The organism is Pseudomonas sp. MF7453, from assembly GCF_016405455.1.
Taxonomy (GTDB): Bacteria; Pseudomonadota; Gammaproteobacteria; order Pseudomonadales; family Pseudomonadaceae; genus Aquipseudomonas; species Aquipseudomonas paralactis.
On record NZ_JAEKCN010000008.1, the window covers coordinates 276,004 to 291,860 of the forward strand.

A 15,857-nucleotide genomic window follows, 5' to 3' on the forward strand; every position below is an offset into this window, starting at 1 on the left:
CGCCCTGTCATACCGATTTGGCGTCAGCCAATATCTGATGGCGTAGTTTTGCTGGCAGATCACCGGGTGTAAGCAGGTCAACCTTAACGCCCAACAACTCCTCCAACTCTACCTGTAGGCCACCCAAGTCAAATAACGTGGTGCCAGGGAGTACATCAACAAGCAGGTCAAGATCACTCCCCTCTCTGTCTTCGCCCATTGAAGCAGAGCCAAAGACTCGCGGATTAAAGGCTCGAAAGCGAGTAACCATCACACGAATAGCGATCCTGTTCAGATCAAGTGCGGTAGAAGGCTTCACAGTTCACCTTGGCGACGTTCAACACCTTGCAACCTTAGCAGCGCTTGAGCCGTGTAGACACGCCCCCCATCACCCGCCTGTCTTTGTTCCGTCACATTCCGTTGCTACCGTCCTGCGAAATATCTTGCAACATCTCGCCAAGGACTCCCCCGCAATGAGTGATGAGCACGAAGACCTTCCCTCCTCCGATTCCGCCACCCAACCGACGGTAGACACCAGCCGTCGGCGCTTCCTCGGCGGTGCGGCGGTGTTGGGGGTGGGTGCGACTTTGAGTGCCTGCGGCAATACCAGCGAAGCACCTGGCCCACCCGTGACCCGGCCGCTCACGCCCCAGGAACTGGACAAAGCGCTGCGCGAGCAGGTGAAGACCGTGGTGGTGATCTACGCCGAGAACCGCAGCTTCAACAACCTGTTTGCCGATTTCCCTGGGCTTGAGAAACCGCTGTCGGCGTTATCTGCCACTGACACCCAGCAGCGCGACCGCGACGGTAGTGTGCTGGCCAGCCTGCCGCCCACCTGGGGCGGTGTGTTGCAAGTCGGCCCGCAAACGGTGGACGGGGTGACTTACCCCGCCGGCGTGCAATTTCAGGAAAATTTGCCCAATGCACCGTTTGCCCTCAAGGGCCCGAACGCCGAAGACCTGCCATTGAGCTTGGTGACTCGCGACCTGTGGCACGTGTTCTACCAGAACCAGATGCAGATCAACGGCGGCAAGAATGATGGTTTTGTCGCCTGGGGCGATTCCGGTGGGCTGGTGATGGGCCATTACGCCCAGAGCCGTTATGCCCTGCGCTTGTGGGACGTGGCCAAGGAGTTTGTGCTGTGCGATAACTTCTTCCAGGGCGCGTTTGGCGGCTCGTTTCTTAACCACCAGTACCTGATCAGCGCCACGGCCCCGGTTTATCCCAATGCCGCGCAATCAGTGGCCAAGGCGCAGATCGCCACGCTGCAAAGCGATGACCCCGCCGACACACGCCTCAAGCCGCTGGACGCATCTCCGGCCAGCGCCATGAGCGGCCCGCCGCAGTTCGGCCCGAGTGCGCTGACCCCGGACGGTTACGCCGTGAACACTCTGGCGCCGCCCTATTGGCCTACCTGGATCCGCGACCCGCAAAACCCGGATTACTCAAAGCCTGATCTGCCCAACGTGCTGGTGCCGCAAACCCACGAGCACATTGGCGACAAACTGTCGAAAAAGAACATCGACTGGGCCTGGTACGCCGGTGCGTGGCAAGCCACCCTGGAGCAGTTCAAGGATTCGGGCGGGATCCCCAAGATTCCGAATTTCCAGTACCACCACCAGCCGTTCAACTACTTCAAGCAGCAAGGGCCGCAAAACCCCGCAGAACGTGCCAAGCGCCTGCGCGACGGCGGCTTGGGCGATGAATCGAGCACCAATAAATTCTTCGCCGATGCCCAGGCCGGCAAGCTGCCTGCGGTGAGTTTCTATAAACCCCAGGGCAACCTCAACATGCACGCCGGTTATGCCGATGTGGCCTCGGGCGACCGCCATATCGCCCGCGCCCTGAAAGTGCTGCAAGAGAGCCCGCAGTGGAAAAACATGGTGGTGGTGGTCACCGTCGATGAAAACGGCGGCTGGTGGGATCATGTCGCGCCGCCCAAGGGTGACCGCTGGGGCCCGGGCTCGCGTGTGCCGGCTTTGGTGGTGTCGCCGTTTGCGCGCAAAGGCACCGTTGACCACACGGTGTACGACACCGCGTCGATCCTGCGTTTGATCACCCGGGTGTTCCAATTGGAGACGCTGGACGGCCTCAAGCAGCGTGACGACGCAATGATCGCCCGCGGCCAGAAACCCATGGGCGACCTGACCAACGCGTTGCAATTTCAACCCTAGGGGCTTATCCAATAACGACATGCCTGGCGATTTAACACGCGATTTTTCCGGTCAGCCGCTACTGTGTGCAGGTGGGCTTTTATCCCGCGCAGACGGGCTTCGCTGACAAGGAACCAACTATGTTTAAACCGACCAGGCTGTCCTTCACCCTCGCCGCACTGCTGGTGAGTGCGGTCGTACAGGCCGACATCGAGGTGCCTCTGGGCAGTACGCAGCGCGTCACCCAGCTATTCGCATTTCCCAATAACTGCAATGTGATCTGCTTTCGGCCATGGACGCTGGAGCAGACCGCTGAGCATTATTTGAACCAGAGCCTGCAGCGTGACGGCTACAGCCGAGCCAGGGTCAGTGTGAAAAGCCGCGATGGTCAGGTCTCGGCGAATTTCAGCGGCGTACCTGATTCTTACGGCCGATCCTTGACCACCTTACTCGATACCGCCGACCTGGCTTACCAGGGTGCCAGCCGGCTCAACGATGATGGCAAGTGGGCTTATAACTGGTACCTGTTTCTGCCGCTGGGCATGGCCCTGGAGAATCGCAAAAGCATCGAACTGCTGCATTTCCCACCGGATTATTCGCTCACCCAGGCCCAGGACTACCTGGAGTCGGCCACCACTGACCGTTGGGCGGCCTTGCTCACCGACAACGGCATCCCGGTCAGCGAAACACCGGCTTACCAGACCATCATCGATATCGCGCCCATCGCCGCGCCGTCCAATGCCGGTAAGGATCTGGAAAGCGTCTATAGCTACTTCACCGACTACCAGACCCGCATGGTCAGGGAACTAAGCCTGCACGCCAACGGCTCACTGCCGATGGTGGCGTTCGGCGCACCGGTGCGCAGTTGGATCAAGCAACAATATGGCCAGAGCGTGGGCGTGCTGGAGCTGGCGCAGATCAGCCCGGCAGCGGGCAAAAGCGTATCCGTACTGGGCGCCAATCACCCCAGCTACATCTGGTACGCGGCGGACCCGACGAGCTATGACGGCGATGAGCAAAAAGCCGACGATGCCGGATTGAAAGTGATGGGCCAGGATTTAAGCGCGGCCTGCTGGCAAGCCGGAATGGGTCAGAAACCCGCCAGCGATGCGAATGTGTTGCTCAAAGCCTGCTTGAACACCTGGCAGGTCACGCGCAAAGAGCAGACCTGCGAGCTGTTCTACACCTCGGTGCGCAACCTGACCCCGGAGCAAGCCAACGCCAAGTGCGCCACCCCGTCAGTCAAGGCGCAGTTGAAGCAGCTGAGAAATGCCGCACCGGCCCCCACCGTCGCCTCTCCCGCGCTTTAATGCGAGCCAGCGATTTCTACTGTCAGATTTGACAGTAGAAATCGGATCTCACTTCGGCGAGTCTTGAACCGCACCCATTTGCTGCAAGACTGGCTGTCAGCCAATACGCACAGGTCCATGCAGCCTGGTTCAGGAGAGCGATGAAAACTCAAGCCAGGGATAAGGCTAAGACCGCGGCGGGTAGCTGCCTGTACCCCTTCAATACACTGCTCGTGGAGCAAGGTTACCCCTCGAACGCGCATTTCCAGGTCACGCAAGACGCCCACGGCGCGGCGGCCGGGGTCATGGCTCGCACGGCCTTTGACAGCCGCGTGCGCATTGCCCAGGTTTCGGGCTATGCCGTCAGCGAACGGCGCCCGCATACGCTGCAGTTGTCGACACGTATTCACTTGTACGATTGTTGGTTTTGCGGCCTGCTCCAGCATTCCTGCAATCCGAACGTGTTCCTGGACACTACGTACCTGGAGCTATGGAGCGTGCAACCGATAGCCGCCGGTAGCCTGCTGACGCTGGATTACGCCACGACCGAAGACGCCCTGACCCGACAGTTCGCTTGCCATTGCGGCGAGCTGAACTGCCGGGGTTGGATCACCGGCAGCAAGCAGGCGCTGAACGCCGAAGGCCAGGCCTTCATGGCCTGGTGGCGCGAGCACAAGCGCTCTTAGGCTTCGCCCAACGGGCGCAGGCGGTATTGCGGCGGCAGTTGCTCGAAGCCACTGATGGTGGTGTTCAAGCTCTTCCAGCGACCGTCCTTGATGCCATAGATGCAGCCATGGATCGACAGGCTCTGCCCACGGTGCCAGGCATTTTGCACAATGCTGGTGTGGCCTACGTTGGCCACCTGCTGGATCACGTTGAGTTCGCACATGCGGTCGACGCGTTCTTCTTCAGTCGGCAGTTGGGCGAGCACGTCGCGGTTCTCGTAGTAGAGGTCGCGAATAGTACGCAGCCAACCGTCGATCAGGCCGAACTGGCGGTCCTGCATCGATGCACGCACGCCGCCGCAGCCATAGTGGCCGGTGACGAGGATGTGTTTGACCTTGAGCACGTCCACCGCGTACTGGATCACCGACAGGCAATTAAGGTCGGTGTGCAGCACCACGTTAGCCACGTTGCGGTGCACGAACAGATCACCGGGCAACATGCCGACGATCTCGTTGGCCGGCACCCGGGCGTCGGAGCAACCGATCCACAGGTATTCCGGGGTTTGCTGGCGGGCGAGCTTGGCGAAGAATTCGGGATCTTCCTGTTTGATCGCATCCGCCCAGCGTTCGTTGTTATCAAGCAGGTCTTGTAGTTCGTTCATCAGGGAAAGCCTCAGGAATGATGCGCAGTTTTGTGACTGACAACCCCTCGTCCGGGTCACGCCTGGCGCAAATTAGCTTGAATCTTTGGGGCGCACAGCCTGTCCACACACTATAAGCCCCACAGTATGAGGATTGGCCATGACTGAATCACGACGTCCCTACGGCGCAACCCAGCCGGAACCGATCGACGACAACGAGGACCGCATGGGTGAGATGCGCGAGCTGGATTTTGACGAGCAAGACCAGACTGCGGAAATCGGCGATGAAATCCCGCGTGGCGAGCGCGAGCATCTGATGCCCGACGAACGGGTGCGCGAAGCCGGGATGACCGGGGCTTCGACCGATGATCATGAATCCACCGATGACGATATGAGCCCGGAAACGCTGATCCGTGAGGACGGCGCGCGGGATGCGCGCGAGGAAGGCGACGACAACGCCGCCGACTATGACTTGAGCGTCGTGGGAGAAAATGACATTGGCGGCGGGAGTGGGCTGGATGAGGCGGAACTGGCTGATCTGGACCCACTGAACGGCAAGCGCTGACCCTGTGGGAGCTGGCTTGCCTGCGATGGTATCACCGCGGTGTTACTTAAAGACCGAGGTGCCTGCATCGCGGGCAAGCCCGGCTCCCACAGAGGCTTTGCACATAGGGCCTTTGCATTTAATCGACCAGGGTGCACGCCATCACGACTGCATCTTCGCGGCCACCCACAGCGGGGTAGTAATCCCGGCGACGGCCGATCTCGTTGAAGCCATAACGCTCATACAGGCGAAACGCGCCGGTATTGCTGTCCCGCACTTCCAGGAAGCACTCCCGGGCATTGGCCGCATAAGCACGGGACATAAGGTGTTCCAGCAGCGCCAGGCCCAAACCACGGCCCTGGTTTTCCGGTTTAACGGTGATGTTCAGCAGGTGTGCTTCATCGAGAATGATCTGCACCACCCCATGGCCCACTTGCTGCTCGCCTTCGAACATCAGCCAGATCTGGTATTTGCCCAGCCCGTCGAGAAAGATCCCCCGCGTCCAGGGATGGCTAAACGCTGCGTATTCAATTTTCAGCACCGCGTCGAGGTCAGCCTCGGTCATCGGGCGAAAGGATAAAGCCTCACTCATCAGTTGTTTTCCAGCGCGCCATCAGCCGGCGCATGGCTTGCCAGACATCAGCCTTACGCTGTGGCTCTTCCATTAATAATTCCAGGCCCGGCAGGGCCCATACCGAACCCAGGCTATCGACCTGCAATTCGCGGTACCAGGCCTCGGCATTGGCTTCACCGGCAAACCGCACGGCGGGCAAGCCGATCAGCCACAGGCACACGCAGGGTTCGTCTTCCAGGCGCGCCGAGACAAAGCCCTGAACAAAATCCCGCGCAGCATCCGGGCCCTGATCCATGGTGCCGCGTACCAACAGCGGCCAGCGCACCGGCTCACCGATGATTTGCGGGCTGTCGGGCAGGCCGGCGGCGCGCAGCATGTCCTTGAGCAACAGGTAAGCCGGGTCACGGGACTGGAAACGCTCGCCGGTCGGCAGTTCCACCAGCAACAGGCAACGCCCGGCCCGCAGCAATTGCAGGGCAAAACGTGGCGGCGGGATCACTGGCGCCTTGGCCACCGGCGCAGACTCTTCGACCACCTTGGCAGCCTTGGTCACCGGCGCAGGGCGCGGCACTTCGATCCTGGCCCGTTCGACCACCGGGCGCGCCTCAGGGGTGGGCTTGACCACCGCCACGGGCGCGGCCGCTTCCTCCCCCGACGACTCGAACGCCTCGTAGGGCTCAAGCGCCTGCAACAACTCGGGCCGCGATGGTGCGGCAAACGGCAGTTCGGTGCGGGGCAGCCAGTTGACCACCTGCATGGCGGTCAAGTAAGCGCGACGTCGGGACTCGATAAGCACAGCTCGGCCACTTGTGGATAAGTAAAGAGCGGGGATTCTACCGCTGTTCGGCAACAATCGCCCACTGCGCACTGACCGGCTGTGGATAAATCCCGCGCCTGATGCAGTACAATCGCGACTTTTAATCGCCAACCAGCCGGCCATTCCCATGATCGAACCCAAGCGCGTCCTGCGCGCCCTCGCCGAACACTGGGCCTTACTTGAGCCTCTGTGCGAACACTTCGACCAAGGCACCCTGAGCCTGGGCGAGCTGCGCGCACAGTTGGCCGCCCAACAACTGGACAGCACGCCCCAGGACATTACCAGCCTGCTGGACGTGTGGATTCGCCTGGATATCCTGGTGCCTGTCGCCAAGAGCCCGAACCGTTTCGAGCTCAACGCGCAGATCCACGACTTCCTCGCCTATCTTCGCAAGGAGCACCGGCTTGGCCTGTGCCTGGAAATCGAAGCCTACCTGCGCCACCTGGAGCGCTTGGCCGGTTACATCCAGGACGCCTTCGACATCCGCGACGGCCACGATCTGGCCCGGCAACTGCGCTTGCTGGATATGCGCGTGCGCGACGTGCTGAAAAAACTCGCCAACGACGAACAGGCCCTCGCGGCCGTGGCCGATCGCGCCAAGACCAGCGACCGCCAGATTCCGTTGCGCCAGCGCTACGCCGAAGTATTGGCGACCTGGGACGAATACGTCGAGCCGATGATCCAGTTGGTGAACGCCGACGGCGCCTTCGAGCAAGGCGTGCGCAAGGTGGAAAACGTGCTGCTGCGCATGCTTACCGAGCAACAGCGTCTTGGCCACCTGGTGGACGACGACATGCTGCTGCGCACCCACGCACGCATCCTCGAAATGCAGACCAGCGCCCAGCTGACCTTGCGCCATGCGCGGGAGTTGCTGCTGCCGCTGCGTGAAGAAGCACGCCGGCATAACGCAGTGACTCGCGGCGCGGCGCTGGCTTTGTCAGCGATCCGCCGCAAAGGCCTGGACGCGGTGCCGCAAGCGGCGATGCCGATGTTTACCCGACCGCAAAGCACCTTTTTGGGCAGTGCCAGCCAGGTCGAGGCTTATGTGTATGCCCTGGCCAATTTCGAGCCGAAACCGGCGCGATTCCCCAAGGCACACAAATCCCACAAGGGCGAAGCCCCGCGCGCGCCGCGTACGGTCAAGGAAATGCTTGAGCGCTGCGAAGACGCGCTGCCAATGCCGGACCTGATGACCTGGCTGCTGGAGCAGGAGCCGGACGGTGCCACCGACGAGTTGCTGTACTGGTTCTCGCGCCTGTCCCGGGAAAAACGCTTCAAGCGCGAGCGCCTGGAACGTCGCGATTACCACACCCACGAGCACCAGGTCAGCCTGCGCTCTTTCGCCCTGCTCCCGGCCGGCGTTGACGCCCCCGAGAATTCTGCGAGCACCCCTTATGCATCTTGATCTATCCGAACTGTCCCAGCTGGCGCCGATTTTTCGCGAGCTGTTCAAGGGTTACCACGTCAGCCGCCGCGACCCGGAGCTGTACGCGCAGCTGTCGAACTTCCAGGACCAGTACCGCACGCTGTTCAAGGCCCTGGGCTTTGAGCTGGTATGCGATACCCGCGGTTTCTACTACTTCGTCCCGGACACCGCCGTGGCTGCTGCGCAGGTCAACAAGACCGCCCAGCGCCTGGCCTTGTTTACCTTCATCATCGTCGAGCACCTGGCCGACCAGGGCCGCGACCCGGTTGCCGTGCTTGACGGCGGCAGCCTGGGGCGCGACGAATTGCCTTCGTTGCTGGAGAAGTACCGCGACCTGTTTATCCAGGCCGAAGTGCAGACCCAGGAAGAACTCGAAGAAAAAATCATGCGCCGCATGACCCAACTGGGTTTTGCCAGCGAAGACAACGGCATCTACCGCTTCCTGCCGCCGATGCACCGTTTCCTCGACGTGTGCCTGTCGGTGCAGCAGGACCGCGACCTTGCCGCCAGCGTGCACAGCGTATTGCCGCTGCCGGTGCCGGTGATCATCGACCAAGACAGCGATGAAAAACTGCTGAAGACCGATGACCCGCTGGACCTTAGCGCCTTCGATGAAGAAAGCGAAGAAGACGCCCTGGCCCGTGCCATTGCCGAAGAACAGGAAACCGACGCATGAGTAAGGAACGCTACGGCATCCGCCGCTTCGCCCTATTGAACACCGCCGGCTACAGCCTGGGCTTGTTCCCGCTGGAAGAGCCGCTGTCGGTGTATGGCGCGAACAACCTGGGTAAATCCGCGTCGATCAACGCCTTGCAGTTCCCGATCCTGGCGCGCATGTCGGACATGAGTTTCGGCAAGTACACCCTGGAACAATCGCGGCGCTTTTACTTCGCCACCGACACCAGCTACATCCTGGTAGAAGTCTCCCTGCCCCACGGCCCGCACGTTATCGGCGTGGTCGGACGCGGGCCGGGCGGCGGTTTCGGTCACCAGTTCTTTGCCTATGCGGGCAAACTGGACCTGGCTCACTACCAGAAAAACGATACCTGCCTGCGCCAGAAAGAGCTGTTCACCAACCTTGAGCGCGAAGGCCTCAAAGCCTACGAACTCAAGCCCGATGAACTGCGGCGCTTGCTGGTGGGCGGCCATACGTCGATCCCGCTGGACCTGACCCTGATTCCGCTGCGCTCCACCAGCGAACAGAGTTTGAAGACGTTCCGCGCGCTGTTTATCAACCTGCTGCACATGCGTGAAATCACTGCGGCCAAGCTCAAGCAACTGTTCCTCGATGCCTTCGAACACAGCCTGCGCTCCGGCAGTGTCGACTACATCGCTGCGTGCGAAGAAGCCTTCCGCGATGTGCGACGCATGGAGCAGGACTACAACTCCCTGGTTGCCGCCGGGCCGTTGGTTGAAGCCTTGGCCAATGGCGTCAAACAACGCGACGCCTTGCGCGGCAAACTGCATCGCCTGTCACCGCTGCTGGATTCGTTGCTGGGCACCTGGTCGGACTACGCCAGTGCGCGCAAGGAAGAGCTGACCATCCAGGCCGAGCACTACCGCAACGAGCAGGACGCGCTGCAGAACGACCAGCGTGGCGGCACCCAGGAGCTGATGCGCCTGGAGCGCGAAATCAGCGGCATCCAGCGTTGGTTGGGCGAGCTGTCGGTACTCAAGCACCGCTTTGCCCTGGTGGATGACGTCAAGGTGCTGGAGCAACAACTACTCGCCGCCAAGGACGCTCACGATGAACTGGCGGGCGCATTGGCGCAGTCGCGACAGTTCAGCGCCGAGGACCTGGACGAGCGCCTGCGTGACCTGGAAAAGCGCTTGAAGTCGGTCAGGCAGCAACTCGATCACGCCGATAACAACAGCTACGCCAAGCTGCGCGAGGAGTTCTCGCAACAGGATGTCGAACGCTTGATGCGCCTGTTCAACAGCTCGTTGTTCAGCCTGCCGCTGGGTGAGCACGGCATCACGCTGGACGAGGACGGCCAGTGGGTCAAATCCCTGGAGCAGATCCTTGATGGCTTCAAGGGTGAGCGCTTTGAAGTGCCGGGGCTGTCCATCGACATCTCGCACATCGAGCCGCCTGCGTTGCAGGCCCTGGCTGACCGCGCCGCATTGCGCGATCAGAAAGAGCGCCTGGAAAAAGAACTCAAGCAACTCAAAACCCAGCAGGCCGTGGCGTCCGACCGCGCGGCGAGCAAGACCCAGACCGAAGCGTTGTACCAGCAGGTGCTGGATGCCCAGAAGGCATTGGAAGACTTCCGCCGCACCCAGACCCTGAGCGCCGAAGAAGGCGAAAAACTGGAAAACCTCGCACAAATGGAAGCGGCCCAGGACGAGCTGAAGCGCTCCAGCGATGCCTTTACCGAGCGTGTCCAGCAACTGTCGGCCAAGCTGCAATTGGTCGGCCGTCAGATCGGCGATATGGAAGCCAAGCAACGCACGCTGGATGACGCGCTGCGTCGTCGTCAGCTGTTGCCGGCGGACCTGCCGTTCGGCACGCCGTTTATGGACCCGGTCGACGATTCCATGGACAACCTGCTGCCACTGCTCAACGACTACCAGGACAGCTGGCAGGGCTTGCTGCGCGCTGACGGCCAGATTGAAGCGCTGTACGCCCAGGTACGCCTCAAGGGTGTGGCCAAGTTCGACAGCGAGGATGACATGGAGCGTCGCCTGCAGCTGCTGATCAACGCTTACGCGCACCGCACCGATGAGGCATTGACACTGGGCAAGGCACGCCGTGCCGCGGTGACCGATATCGCGCGTACCCTGCGCAATATCCGTAGCGACTACGACAGCCTTGAACACCAGTTGGCGTTGTTCAACCGCGAGATCAACAAACGCCAGGTGTCCAACCTGCAGAGCTTTCGCATCGTGCTGGCGCCGAACAAGGAAGCCCTCAAGCATATCGACCAGATCATCCACAGTGCCGGTCAATATGAAGAAGGCGAGACGCTGTCGGTGTTCGACCTCAGCCAGAGCGCCGAGCAGGACAACAAGAACGAGGAAGCCAAGGAATACCTGGCGCGCCTCGTTGCGGCCAACCATAACCAACTGGGCCTCAAGGACTTGTTCGAGCTGGCGTTCGAGATCACCAAGGTGCACGGTCAACCGGTGATTCATACCGACATCGACGGCGCCGCGTCCAACGGCACCACCATGACCATCAAGGCGCTGACCAACATGTACTTGTTGCTGCACTTGATGGACCGCGACCAGGCCGGCCGTGTGCGCTTGCCGTACTACCTCGATGAGGCGGCGGACATCGATGAGAAGAACCAGGCCGCCTTGCTGGAAACCAGCTTGCAGCTGGGCTTCGTGCCGATCCTGGCGAGTGTGAAGCCGCAGGTCTCTGCCCAGGTGGCCATCGACCTGGAAGGCGGCAGCGGGCCGAACGGGATCTACATCGATGAGGCGGACTGGAAGTACATCCGTCGCCATGATGTAGTGAAGGCGACGATGAATGTGCAAGCGGACGAGCCGGAGCTGGATGAAGTCTGACGGGTTGTACTGAAAGGCAAAAAGGCCGCGATCTTTTGGATCGCGGCCTTTTTTTCGGCTTGGGATTTGCGGTGTGTTTGTGGGCCTCATCGCGGGCAAGCCCGGCTCCCACAGTTGGAATGCATACTTGCTGAAAATGCATATCCCTGTGGGAGCCGGGCTTGCCCGCGATAGCCGCGCCTCGGTTTATTTACCGAGTGGAATCTTGGGCGCCCAGGTCAGCCATTCATCCTCAAACTTGTCGAACAACGGGAACGTCTGCTGCGGTCGTGCCGGGTTGCCCATGCGCTCGCCATCCGGGGTGGCAAAGGCGATCCCGCCGGCCACTAACGTCTCCAGGGACTCGGTACGCACGGTCGCGCCTTTGAACAAGCCAAAGTCGAGGCCAAAGCCGCTGGTGTTCCAGAAGCGGCTGCCACTGCGTACCAGAGGTGCGTACTTGGGCTCGATCAGGATATGCACCAGCACACGGTCGGCGGTCTGGCCCAGCTCATAGCCGGTGACCTTGCCCACGGTAACTTCACGATAAGTGACCGGCACGCCTTCTTTGAGCGAACCACGGCGTGCGGCACTCAGTGTGAGGCTCAAGCCTTGCTCTCGATGAACAGCTTCCGGCGGCTGATCCAGGGCGACGAAGCTTTTTTGCGGCCCGGCATTTTTCACCGCCGGCTGCACCTCGATGTATTGACCGGTGACCAGGGTTTCAAGATTGGAGGTCTTCATCAGACCCAGCTCCGGCTTGACCACCCAAAACTGGCTGCCTGCGCGGGCGATACGATCAGCCACCTGAGTGATACGGGCACGCAGCAATACGGACTGCATGTCGGCGCTCAGGTCGACGCTCTCGACCTTGCCAACGTCGAGGCCTTTGAAGCGCACGGCCGTACCGGGGCGCAGGCCGTCGGCACGATCAACCTTGATCGTCACCACGGTACCGTGCTGATTCGCGGCGTCGCGGTCGGCGAACAAGCGGAAGCGCGGGATACGGTGTTTCAGGGGAACGTTCGGCTCCGGCGTTTCGAAGGCGATCCCCCCAGCCATCAGACTGGCCAGGGATTCGCTTTTGACCTGGATGCCGCCGGTGAGCCCACCGGTTAGGGTGACACCGCTGGCGTTCCAGAAGCGCGTCGAGCCGTTGACCAGGCCCTCGTACTCTTTCTCGATATGAACGCCGATCACCAGTTGCTTCTTCTTGCGTGAAAACTGGTAGCTCTGTACCGAACCCACCTTGACCTGTTTGTACAGAATCGGGCTGCCGACATCCAGCGAACCCAGGTTGTCGGTGAGCAGCACCATATGCAAGCCAGGGGAACGCAGGTCCAAAGGCGGCGCCTTGGCGCGAGCCACATACTCACGTTGTGGCGCAGTGCCTTTGTCACCCGGGCGGATCGCGATGTAGTTACCTTTGACCAGAGCCTCCAGGCCGGTGATGCCCGCCAGGGAGATGGACGGCTTGACCACCCAGAATTGCGTGTCCTGAACCAGATAGTCTTCGGCCAGAGGATCGAGGGTCAACTCGGCGCTGGCACTGGCCAGGTCCGGGTCGATCTTCAGGGTTTTCAGGCTACCGACCTGGATGCCTTTGTACATGACCGGGGTACGCCCGGCCTGGAGGCCCTCAAAATCGGTGAGTTTGACCTTGACCTTGATGCCCGCTGCGGCGGCATCAAAGTCCTCGTACAGGCGAAAAGGCAGGCTCGGGTCGGTGGGTGGGCTGTCCTGGCGATTCTCTGGCGTGGCGAAGGCGATACCACCAGCCACGATGCTGGAAAGCGATTCGCTGCGCACCTTCACCCCGGAGAGGTTGGCGTCGATACTGATGCCGCTGGCGTTCCAGAAACGTGTGTGCTTGCGTACCAGGCTGGCGTAGGTCGGTTCGATATAGACCTTGATTTCGACGATGCTCTGGTCTTCGGACAACAGATAGCTTTTGACCTGGCCGACCTGAATCTGCTTGTAGAACACCGGGCTGCCACGGTTCAACGAGCCGAGGCGGTCTGCCTTGAGCGTCAGGTGCAGGCCCGGCTTGGCGTCGGATAACGGTGGCTCTTCAGAGAGTGCCTTGAACTTGCGCGTAGGCTCTCCGTCACCGGGGCTGGCGGCGATATAGTTGCCCGAGACCAGGGTTTCCAGGCCAGTGATGCCGGCAAGGCTCACGCTGGGCTTGACCAACCAGAAGCGGGTGTTGGTCCTCAGGTACTGCTCAACATCCTTATTCATCTCGATGGTGGCGATTACCCCGCGATTACTGCCCTCGTCATCCAGAGCCAAGGTTTTGACCTTGCCCACAGTCATGCCTTTGTAGACCACTTCGGTCTTGTTCACCTGGATACCTTCGCCGCTCTCAAAGCGGACCTGAATCTCAAGACCTTGCTGGGAATAGGCACGCCATCCCAGCCAGCCGCCAATGATCAGGGCAATCAGGGGCAGTACCCAAATGGCCGACCAATTGGAGGCCGGGCGGGTTTTAGCTTTAGGCAAATCACTCATGGTCGTCGTCCGACTCCGTGTTATCCCAAATCAGTCGGGGATCGAAAGTTACTGCGGCAAGCATCGTCAAGATCACCACACTGGCGAACGCGGCAGCGCCGAGATTGGCCTCGACACTGGCAAGTCGCCCAAAGTTAACGACCGCCACCAGGATGGCGATCACGAAGATATCCAGCATGGACCAGCGGCCAATGAATTCGATAAAGCGGTACATCACAATGCGCTGTTGCGCGGATAGCGGTTGGTGACGCTGCACCGAGAACAGTAGCAGGCCGATACCTACCAGCTTGAATGTCGGCACCAGGATACTGGCGATGAACACCACGGCGGCGATGGGAAACATGCCGTGCTGCACCAGCTGTATCACGCCGGACATGATGGTACTCGGGTCGCCTTGGCCGAGAGAGTTGACGGTCATGATGGGTAGCATGTTGGCGGGGATGTACAAGATCGCCGCAGTGATGAGCAGCGCCCAGGTGCGTGCAAGGCTATTAGGGCGGCGCGCATGGATCAGCGCACCGCAACGAGTACAGAGTTGCTCATCGGCATCCGCTTCTTGCTTATTGAGCTCATGGCATTCAGTACAAATCAGAATGCCTGCATCAATCGCCCGCATGGTCATCCTCTCCTGACAGTGCTTGCCAGATCTGATGGGGCGACATGACCACCTCAAGCAGAACTTGAACCATTAATAGACTGACGAAGCAGACCAGACCCAGGCCTATCGTGATGGAGGCCATGTCGGCGAGCTTTACGATTGCCACCAGTACGCCCATCAAATAGACCTCCAGCATCCCCCAATCCTTCATATGGTGGTAGATGCGGTACAGCAACAGCCCGTAACTGCGGCCGATGTTCCAGCGGATGCTGAGCAACACTGCCAATTGGCAAAGCAGCTTGAGTAAGGGGATCCCCATGCTGCACAGGAACACAACGGCAGCAACGCCTTGCATACCGGTATCGAATAAGCCAACAACGCCGCTCCACACGGTGTCCTCCGAGGACTGCCCGAGTAGATTGAGCTGCATGATGGGCAAAAAGTTCGCCGGGATGTAAAGCAGCAGTGCCGCAAGGACTAAAGCAAGGCTTCGCTCGACCACATTATGGCGGTGGGCGTACAGCTCGTAGCCACAACGCGGGCACTGGGCCTTTTCGCCGAGGGCGAGCGTTGGCTTGCGCATCAGCAAGTCGCACTCATGGCATGCCACCAGTTCGTCCAGGGGTAAATCCGACACCTCAACGGCATCAACCGGATCGGGCATAGATAGGGCTCTGACTCTAAAAATAGTTAGGTGGCTATTCTAGTGCTCTGGCTCGGAAATAACTGTGCAATTTTGTTGGGCGGTTGAAGGATCACTGGCGTGCGGGGACAAGGTAGACGCTTTTCGACCGCCCAAAACAAAACCCCTGTTTGCGTTAGCAAACAGGGGTTTCGGAATTTAATCTTGACGATGACCTACTCTCACATGGGGAAACCCCACACTACCATCGGCGATGCATCGTTTCACTGCTGAGTTCGGGATGGGATCAGGTGGTTCCAATGCTCTATGGTCGTCAAGAAATTCGGGTACTGAGTCGTGACCAGATGGCCTCGCTTCAGCAAATTGGGTATGTGATAGCTTTCGGTGTTTTGTGAGCGTCGAACTTTCGGTTCATTGCGTCTTCACACACCGCAATCTGGCCTTTCGACTCAAATTGCTTGGGTGTTATATGGTCAAGCCTCACGGGCAATTAGTATTGGTTAGCTCAACGCCTCACAGCGCTTA

At 60.2% G+C, this 15,857-nt stretch carries 14 protein-coding genes and 1 rRNA gene; 7 read left to right on the forward strand and 8 right to left on the reverse strand.

Features of this window, described 5'->3' with window-relative positions; translation table 11 throughout:
• Window positions 1-7: 7 nt before the first annotated feature.
• Complete coding sequence (locus JFT63_RS15165) at window positions 8-298, reverse strand: nucleotidyltransferase family protein (protein ID WP_057701733.1); 291 nt, start codon at window positions 296-298, stop codon at window positions 8-10.
• 154 nt (window positions 299-452) lie between these two features.
• Between JFT63_RS15165 and acpA the strand changes: the two genes are divergently transcribed.
• From acpA to JFT63_RS15180, 3 genes are all read left to right on the forward strand, one after another.
• The gene (gene acpA, locus JFT63_RS15170; protein WP_057701734.1) at window positions 453-2,153 is read left to right on the forward strand and encodes an acid phosphatase; all 1,701 of its coding nucleotides are present in this window, start codon (window positions 453-455) and stop codon (window positions 2,151-2,153) included.
• Window positions 2,154-2,272: 119 nt separating this feature from the next.
• Complete coding sequence (locus JFT63_RS15175; RefSeq protein WP_198844234.1) at window positions 2,273-3,442, forward strand: hypothetical protein; 1,170 nt, start codon at window positions 2,273-2,275, stop codon at window positions 3,440-3,442.
• A 140-nt stretch (window positions 3,443-3,582) separates the two neighbouring features.
• Entirely contained in the window at window positions 3,583-4,107 is a 525-nt protein-coding gene (locus JFT63_RS15180) for an SET domain-containing protein-lysine N-methyltransferase (RefSeq protein WP_198844235.1), read from the forward strand.
• On the opposite strand, the gene can is transcribed toward JFT63_RS15180, so the two are convergent.
• On the reverse strand, window positions 4,104-4,748 hold the full coding sequence (gene can / locus JFT63_RS15185) for a carbonate dehydratase (protein WP_003188288.1): 645 nt from the start codon (window positions 4,746-4,748) through the stop codon (window positions 4,104-4,106). The genes JFT63_RS15180 and can overlap by 4 nt on opposite strands.
• Window positions 4,749-4,887: 139 nt before the next feature.
• On the opposite strand from can, the gene JFT63_RS15190 reads away from it, so the two are divergent.
• Window positions 4,888-5,292 (forward strand): serine kinase/phosphatase, encoded by a 405-nt coding sequence (locus JFT63_RS15190; protein WP_198844236.1) that lies wholly within the window; start codon window positions 4,888-4,890, stop codon window positions 5,290-5,292.
• Between the two features lie 118 nt (window positions 5,293-5,410).
• Here the strand turns inward: JFT63_RS15190 and rimI are convergent, their stop codons facing one another.
• The gene (gene rimI / locus JFT63_RS15195) at window positions 5,411-5,863 is read right to left on the reverse strand and encodes a ribosomal protein S18-alanine N-acetyltransferase (RefSeq protein WP_003188286.1); all 453 of its coding nucleotides are present in this window, start codon (window positions 5,861-5,863) and stop codon (window positions 5,411-5,413) included.
• Window positions 5,856-6,602 (reverse strand): energy transducer TonB, encoded by a 747-nt coding sequence (locus JFT63_RS15200; RefSeq protein ID WP_198844240.1) that lies wholly within the window; start codon window positions 6,600-6,602, stop codon window positions 5,856-5,858. The genes rimI and JFT63_RS15200 overlap by 8 nt, the downstream gene beginning before the upstream one ends.
• 187 nt (window positions 6,603-6,789) lie before the next feature.
• On the opposite strand from JFT63_RS15200, the gene mksB reads away from it, so the two are divergent.
• Genes mksB through mksF form a run of 3 tightly spaced genes read left to right on the forward strand, consistent with a single transcriptional unit; the run spans window position 6,790 to window position 11,601 of the window.
• Window positions 6,790-8,067: an Mks condensin complex protein MksB gene (gene mksB / locus JFT63_RS15205; RefSeq protein ID WP_198708036.1), complete on the forward strand. Its 1,278-nt coding sequence runs from the start codon at window positions 6,790-6,792 to the stop codon at window positions 8,065-8,067.
• Complete coding sequence (gene mksE, locus JFT63_RS15210) at window positions 8,057-8,764, forward strand: Mks condensin complex protein MksE (protein WP_186559362.1); 708 nt, start codon at window positions 8,057-8,059, stop codon at window positions 8,762-8,764. Before mksB ends, mksE begins: the two co-directional genes overlap by 11 nt.
• A complete protein-coding gene (gene mksF / locus JFT63_RS15215; protein ID WP_005784503.1) occupies window positions 8,761-11,601 on the forward strand; it encodes an Mks condensin complex protein MksF in 2,841 nt (946 codons plus the stop codon). Before mksE ends, mksF begins: the two co-directional genes overlap by 4 nt.
• A 186-nt stretch (window positions 11,602-11,787) precedes the next feature.
• Here mksF and JFT63_RS15220 read toward each other — a convergent pair whose 3' ends face one another.
• From JFT63_RS15220 to rrf, 4 genes are all read right to left on the reverse strand, one after another.
• A complete protein-coding gene (locus JFT63_RS15220; RefSeq protein ID WP_186559363.1) occupies window positions 11,788-14,091 on the reverse strand; it encodes a PqiB family protein in 2,304 nt (767 codons plus the stop codon).
• Entirely contained in the window at window positions 14,084-14,707 is a 624-nt protein-coding gene (locus JFT63_RS15225) for a paraquat-inducible protein A (RefSeq protein WP_057701743.1), read from the reverse strand. The genes JFT63_RS15220 and JFT63_RS15225 overlap by 8 nt, the downstream gene beginning before the upstream one ends.
• Window positions 14,694-15,353: a paraquat-inducible protein A gene (locus tag JFT63_RS15230; protein ID WP_186559365.1), complete on the reverse strand. Its 660-nt coding sequence runs from the start codon at window positions 15,351-15,353 to the stop codon at window positions 14,694-14,696. Before JFT63_RS15230 ends, JFT63_RS15225 begins: the two co-directional genes overlap by 14 nt.
• Window positions 15,354-15,534: 181 nt before the next feature.
• Window positions 15,535-15,650 (reverse strand): 5S ribosomal RNA (gene rrf, locus JFT63_RS15235).
• Window positions 15,651-15,857 lie beyond the last annotated feature (207 nt).

Bases quoted from the DNA above. Each gene is read 5' to 3' on its own strand.
- mksB (WP_198708036.1), top strand. From the start codon at position 6,790: ATGATCGAACCCAAGCGCGTCCTGCGCGCCCTCGCCGAACACTGGGCC.
- JFT63_RS15175 (WP_198844234.1), top strand. From the start codon at position 2,273: ATGTTTAAACCGACCAGGCTGTCCTTCACCCTCGCCGCACTGCTGGTG.
- JFT63_RS15180 (WP_198844235.1), top strand. From the start codon at position 3,583: ATGAAAACTCAAGCCAGGGATAAGGCTAAGACCGCGGCGGGTAGCTGC.
- JFT63_RS15225 (WP_057701743.1), bottom strand. From the start codon at position 14,707: ATGCGGGCGATTGATGCAGGCATTCTGATTTGTACTGAATGCCATGAG.
- JFT63_RS15230 (WP_186559365.1), bottom strand. From the start codon at position 15,353: ATGCCCGATCCGGTTGATGCCGTTGAGGTGTCGGATTTACCCCTGGAC.
- can (WP_003188288.1), bottom strand. From the start codon at position 4,748: ATGAACGAACTACAAGACCTGCTTGATAACAACGAACGCTGGGCGGAT.
- JFT63_RS15190 (WP_198844236.1), top strand. From the start codon at position 4,888: ATGACTGAATCACGACGTCCCTACGGCGCAACCCAGCCGGAACCGATC.
- mksF (WP_005784503.1), top strand. From the start codon at position 8,761: ATGAGTAAGGAACGCTACGGCATCCGCCGCTTCGCCCTATTGAACACC.
- mksE (WP_186559362.1), top strand. From the start codon at position 8,057: ATGCATCTTGATCTATCCGAACTGTCCCAGCTGGCGCCGATTTTTCGC.
- rimI (WP_003188286.1), bottom strand. From the start codon at position 5,863: ATGAGTGAGGCTTTATCCTTTCGCCCGATGACCGAGGCTGACCTCGAC.
- JFT63_RS15220 (WP_186559363.1), bottom strand. From the start codon at position 14,091: ATGAGTGATTTGCCTAAAGCTAAAACCCGCCCGGCCTCCAATTGGTCG.
- JFT63_RS15200 (WP_198844240.1), bottom strand. From the start codon at position 6,602: ATGCAGGTGGTCAACTGGCTGCCCCGCACCGAACTGCCGTTTGCCGCA.
- acpA (WP_057701734.1), top strand. From the start codon at position 453: ATGAGTGATGAGCACGAAGACCTTCCCTCCTCCGATTCCGCCACCCAA.